This window comes from Rhodopirellula maiorica SM1 (assembly GCF_000346295.1).
GTDB classification, from domain to species: Bacteria; Planctomycetota; Planctomycetia; order Pirellulales; family Pirellulaceae; genus Novipirellula; species Novipirellula maiorica.
The window spans coordinates 1-4,738 of record NZ_ANOG01000853.1; the positions used below are offsets into that span (position 1 = coordinate 1).

General features: G+C 56.6%; 5 protein-coding genes. 4 read left to right on the forward strand and 1 reads right to left on the reverse strand.

Going from position 1 to position 4,738, the window contains the following annotated elements:
• Positions 1-101 precede the first annotated feature (101 nt).
• From RMSM_RS27345 to RMSM_RS27360, 4 genes are all read left to right on the forward strand, one after another.
• Positions 102-473, forward strand: coding sequence for an IlvD/Edd family dehydratase (locus RMSM_RS27345; RefSeq protein ID WP_008704654.1), 372 nt, complete (start codon positions 102-104; stop codon positions 471-473).
• Between the two features lie 52 nt (positions 474-525).
• Complete coding sequence (locus RMSM_RS27350) at positions 526-1,122, forward strand: hypothetical protein (protein ID WP_008704655.1); 597 nt, start codon at positions 526-528, stop codon at positions 1,120-1,122.
• A 67-nt stretch (positions 1,123-1,189) separates the two neighbouring features.
• Positions 1,190-1,954 carry a hypothetical protein gene (locus RMSM_RS27355; protein ID WP_008704657.1) on the forward strand — a complete coding sequence of 255 codons (765 nt, stop codon included), beginning with the start codon at positions 1,190-1,192 and terminating at the stop codon, positions 1,952-1,954.
• Positions 1,955-1,987: 33 nt separating this feature from the next.
• On the forward strand, positions 1,988-3,034 hold the full coding sequence (locus RMSM_RS27360; protein ID WP_008704659.1) for a methyltransferase: 1,047 nt from the start codon (positions 1,988-1,990) through the stop codon (positions 3,032-3,034).
• 179 nt (positions 3,035-3,213) lie between these two features.
• On the opposite strand, the gene RMSM_RS27365 is transcribed toward RMSM_RS27360, so the two are convergent.
• Positions 3,214-4,738: 30S ribosomal protein S1 (locus RMSM_RS27365; RefSeq protein WP_081614349.1), on the reverse strand; the 1,525-nt coding region annotated here is incomplete at its 5' end.

A 4,738-nucleotide genomic window follows, 5' to 3' on the forward strand; every position in this document is an offset into this window, starting at 1 on the left:
AAACAGCGGATTCATGATCCCGAACTGAACGTCACCGCCGACAGCGTGCTGATTCTGCGGAGTGCCGGCCCGCTAGGAGCGCCTGGTTTCCCGAATGGGGCATGTTGCCGATTCCGAAAAAATTGTTGCAGCAAGGGGTGCGCGATATGGTGCGGATCAGCGATGCGCGGATGAGTGGAACCAGTTATGGGACTTGTGTTCTGCATATTGCACCCGAGAGTGCTGCCGGGGGACCGTTGGCGCTGGTGCAAACCGGTGACGAGATTGAAATCGACATCCCCGGTCGACGTATTCATTGGCATGTCTCGGACGACGAGATCGCTCGTCGTTTGCAACTGCACCCGGAACCAAAGCCGCTAGCGAATCGCGGTTATCTGCATCTGTATGCCAAACATGTGATGCAGGCGGACAAGGGATGTGATTTCGACTTTTTGGTCGGTCGCACGCCTGGCGCAGAACCTGATATCTTTTAGTGCCTTGGACCGGGCGAATTTTTAAGCAGAAATATTTCCTTGCGAGACCGACATGAGCGATGATCCCAACCCGTTCGCACGCCCCTCGAGCGAATCGAATCCCTACACACCTTCGTCGTCCTCCGATTCGATCGGCGGCGCGGGCGCGGTTCAATTGTCCGAGGTCCATTCGCGTGGGATGGTTGGCCAGATCCCAATCCTGGGCGTGTTGATGATCGTGCAAGGCGTGTTTATCACGTTGATGGGGTTGGTGTTTGGCGGGTACGCGTTTGCGATGCCGATGATATTTCGCAGCATTCGCGAAGATGCGATAAAACAGGGAGCCAATCCGCCACCGATGCCTCAACAAATGGAACTCGGCATGTTGATCGGGCTCGGTATCGCAGCGGCCTGTGTTTTGGCCATCGCTGTATTCACGATCTGGGCCGGCGTGCGGGTGATCAAGTTCCAAGGTCGCACGTTTGCGATCGTCATGCTGTGTGTGGGCATGTTGACGTGTTTAACCTGTTACTGTGCACCGACTCAAATTGCATTGTCGATCTATGGTTTGATCGTCTTGCTCAATGGACCGGTGACCGATGCGTTTCGGTTTGCCGAGCGAGGGCATACCGCACGTGAGATTCAGCAAGCGTTTTTGTCTTTGCCGTAACGGTTGTCCCGCTTCGTCATCCGCGTTTATCACACCGTTTGTCCCCCCGTAACGGAATCGACCCATCATGAGTGAATCTTCTTTCGGGCATGCGGACTCGGATCCTAAAAGCTCAGGACCTGCGGGCTCGGGACATTCGGGCAATGAAAGTCCGGGCAATGAAGTTTCGGGCATTCCGACAGAAGCTAATCCGTATGTTCGGGCCCAATTGGCCGACGATGTCGCGGTCGTTCGGCCGACCGGGATTACGGTGGTGGCCGTGGTTTGTCTTGTTGCGGGAATTTTAGGTGGCTTGAGTTCGCTTGGCAGTTTGGCGAATACGCTGTTCGCAGAACGGTTTGCGTCCATGTTTACACCCCCGGGAGCCGCCGGGGAGATCCAGGCCGAGATGCAGCGAGAAATGATGGCGGTGCTTGGCAAGTACTACTTTGTCAATCTCGCCATGAGTGTTGCGGGGATCGCCATCGGGGTCGCTCTGTTTGTGGGCGGCATTGGGGCGATTCAGGGCAAGTTGTGGAGTCGATTTTTGATTCGTCGAACGTTGCTCGTCGCGATCTTTTTCGAAGTCGTGCGAGTCGTTGTCTATTCGCTCACTCAATTCGAAATGTTCCCCGTGACGCAAGAATACATGCAGAAGATTGCTGGTCAGCAAAACGGGGCGATGGGAGGGGATACGATGGCATGGTTTTCGACCATTGGCGTCGTCATCAGCATGCTTTTTGTCGTCGGATGGTTTTTGCTAAAACTGTTTCTGATGATTTGGGGCCGTCGTTATTTGGCCAAGCCGATGCTTGATAGCTACTTTGGGACGCCAGCGTCCTCGCCCTCGTAGTCACCTTCTTTTCCTTTCGCCCTAACGCCAACTATGTATGAATCCGCGATCCAACCGCCTCTAGTTGACCCCACACCGATCTTTGAACTGTTTCGTGGTAGTTATGGTTCCGAGTTGTTAACCGCTGCGGTGGCTCATTTCGATCTGTTTGGGCGGTTGTCGAAGCAGCCGATGACGCTCGAGCAGCTTGGCGATGAGCTGGGGCTTCAGCCGCGTCCGGCCAACGTGTTAGTTACAGCGCTGCGAGCGATGGGGTTGCTTGACCAGCGTGATGGCAAGCTTTGCTTGACCGCGATGGCGTCGGAGCATCTCGTACCCGGATCGCGTTTGGATTGCGGTGACTATTTGTCTCTTGCCGCTCAATCGCCCGGCGTGATGTCGATGGTCCATCTGTTGAAAAGCAATAAGCCACTCGGGTCGGATGACGATTCAGGGACAGCGTTCATCTATCGCGATGGCGCAAAGTCCGCGATGGATGCCGAGGCGACGGCGCGTCATTTCACTTTGGCGCTTGCGGGGCGAGCCAAGAATGTGGCTCCGGCGCTCGCCGACGTGCTGCCGATCGACAATGCCCAAACCCTATTGGATCTCGGTGGCGGCACGGGAATTTATAGCTACGCGTTGCTACAGAAACATCCGCAGCTGCGAGCGGTCGTTTTTGATCGACCGGATGTGCTGAAGGTCGCCAAAGAGTTCGCTGAGACCTACGGGGTCAGCGATCGTGCGGAATTACATCCCGGCAATATGTTCGCCGATCCGTTGCCAGAACACGTCGATGCGATCTTGCTGTCGAATATCCTTCACGACTGGGACGTTCCTGAGTGTAAACAGTTGATCCGTCGCTGTGTCGAGACGCTAAAGCCCGGCGGCCGGTTGTTCATCCACGACGTCTTCTTGAATGATGCATTGGATGGACCGCTGCCGATCGCACTCTATTCCGCAGCCTTGTTTTCATTGACCGAAGGTCGTGCGTACAGCGAAGCGGAATATCGGTCCTGGATGACCGAAGCTGGGCTGAGGACCCAATCCAAAGTGCCGACGCTGGTGCACTGCGGCGTGATCGAAGGCGTGATGGAGTAGCTGCCGCGTCGGGACGCGGTTCCACTGTGGCTTTAGATTAACGCTCGCGGCGTAATCCGTCCGGTTGCGGCGAGTAAAACGTTCGGTTTAGACCGGGCGGCTTGCGCCGCTCCGCTAAAAAAACGTTGGGGCATCGCCCGGGCGTTCAATCGGGACCGGATGAAGAACGAAACTCGCCGCTACCAACGCAAACCAAATCGTTCGCCGCCGGATTCGGTGTTGTTGCCGCCGCGAAGCGGGCCTTGGTGAGTCGGTTTGACAGCGACTTCACGCTGCGGTTCTTCCTCTTCGACTTCGGGTTTAGCATCGGCATCCGCCGCAACGGCTTGAGCTGCCTTGATCGAAAGAGCGACTTTTTGCGAATCGCGATCAAAGCTCAGGATCTTGACCTCGACCTCTTGTCCTTCGCTGACGAAAGCGTCGACCTTCGAAACGCGATGATGGGCCAGTTCGCTGATGTGAACCAAGCCTTCGACACCTGCGGTCAAACGGACGAAGCATCCAAACGGCGCCGTCCGTGTCACGGTTCCCTTATGGATCGTACCGACGGCGAAGGTGGCTTCGGCCGTGTCCCACGGGTTTTCCAACAAGTCGCGATACGACAAACCGATCTTGCCGGTTTCTTTGTCGATCTTGTCGACGGTGACCTTCACCATCTGGCCTTCTTCGATCACTTCGCTTGGATGTTTGATTCGTTCCCAGCTCAGCTTGCTGACGTGAATCAGGCCTTCGAGACCACCGAGGTCGACGAAGGCACCAAAATCTTTGACGCTGCGGACGACCCCTTCCAAGGTGTCGCCGACTTCGATTTTTTCGAGTTGCTCTTTGCGTTTTTCCTCGCGCTCACGCTCCAGCACCGCGCGTCGGCTGAGCACAAGATTGCCACGACGTTCGTTCGATTCGGTGACGATACAAACCAGTTTCTGGTCGACGAATTCCGAGAGGTCTTCGACACGGTACTCGGTCACTTGGCTGATCGGCATAAAGCCACGCATGTTGCCGACTTTGCACTCGAGCCCGCCGGTGTTGTGGCCGGTCACCACTGCTTCGACGACAGTCCCCTCTTCGATGTCTTCCCAATCGCTGACTTCGACCGCCGAACCAGGAAGCGTCAGCACGTACAAGCCATCTTCGCGATTGAAACCTCGCACGATGACTTCGATATTGTCGTTGGGTTTGGGTTCTTCGCCAGTAAATTGTTCAAACGGCACGACGCCTTCGTCAGGACCGCCGAGGGCAACAAACACGGTGTCGTCGTTGATCTTCAACACGCGGCCATGGACACGAGCGCCTTCGGCAAGCGGTTCGCGGCGGTCGGGCATGCCGGCGTTACCGCCCAGCATCGATTCGACATCGGCCAGACCAAGTTCAGCATCCAATTCGGCTTGCAGATCCGCCGACAGTGATTCGCGTCGATTGGGGACGGCGACCTTCTTGGCGGCGACCGGAGCTGACGATTTCGGCTTGGACGGATCGTCGCCCGGCAATCGTGGGGTGCGATTCTTGGGCTTCTTCTTCGCTTTCTTGGCAGTGTCCGATGTCGCTGCGGCAAGCTTTTCTGGCGATACCGAAGGGGATGCGGGCTTGGCAACCCCAAGACCTCGAGACGCCAACGGGCCAGCACCACGAGCGACTCCTGCCAATGGGGCGGATGATGGCGAGGTGGGTGTATCGGCCGGTTTCCCAGCGTTTTCAGCTGGCTTG

What these genes read in the sequence shown, in the direction of transcription:
- RMSM_RS27360 (WP_008704659.1), top strand. Translation starts at nt 1,988, where the DNA reads ATGTATGAATCCGCGATCCAACCGCCTCTAGTTGACCCCACACCGATC.
- RMSM_RS27350 (WP_008704655.1), top strand. Translation starts at nt 526, where the DNA reads ATGAGCGATGATCCCAACCCGTTCGCACGCCCCTCGAGCGAATCGAAT.
- RMSM_RS27355 (WP_008704657.1), top strand. Translation starts at nt 1,190, where the DNA reads ATGAGTGAATCTTCTTTCGGGCATGCGGACTCGGATCCTAAAAGCTCA.
- RMSM_RS27345 (WP_008704654.1), top strand. Translation starts at nt 102, where the DNA reads ATGTTGCCGATTCCGAAAAAATTGTTGCAGCAAGGGGTGCGCGATATG.